Origin of the sequence: Citrobacter sp. Awk 4 (assembly GCF_028069725.1) — a bacterium.
Taxonomy (GTDB): domain Bacteria; phylum Pseudomonadota; class Gammaproteobacteria; order Enterobacterales; family Enterobacteriaceae; genus Citrobacter_D.
On sequence record NZ_JANEWG010000159.1, the window covers coordinates 1 to 356 of the forward strand.

Sequence of the window (356 nt, forward strand, 5' to 3'; positions counted from 1 at the left end):
GACCTTCGGATAATAGACTGCGGTCTTCATCGGCTCAGTGGACGGAACCGTCGAACCATCACTGCTGTCAGCCAGTAAAAAATAGCCCGGGTCACTCTTCAGTAAGCTGTTAATACTGTTGTAAACAGCCGTCTGCTCATCGGTTGAGCTGTAAACAGAAACCAGCAACGTAATGTCACTTTCTTTTGCAATGGCATCAGGCAATGTTGCCAGTTCCGTCGAACTGGCAGGGTTGATTAAAGGCAACAGATAACAGGGCCCGCCGCCATTCTGAAAATAACTCTGAATACAGAGTGGATTAAACCCGGCATTGACCTTCCAGGTATAGGTATATTCCCCGGTTTCCCCTGCAGGAG

General features: G+C 48.6%; 1 pseudogene. It reads right to left on the minus strand.

The features are described 5' to 3' along the window. A pseudogene (locus NNO04_RS22645) lies at positions 1-356 on the minus strand (phage tail sheath family protein); the annotation flags it as partial.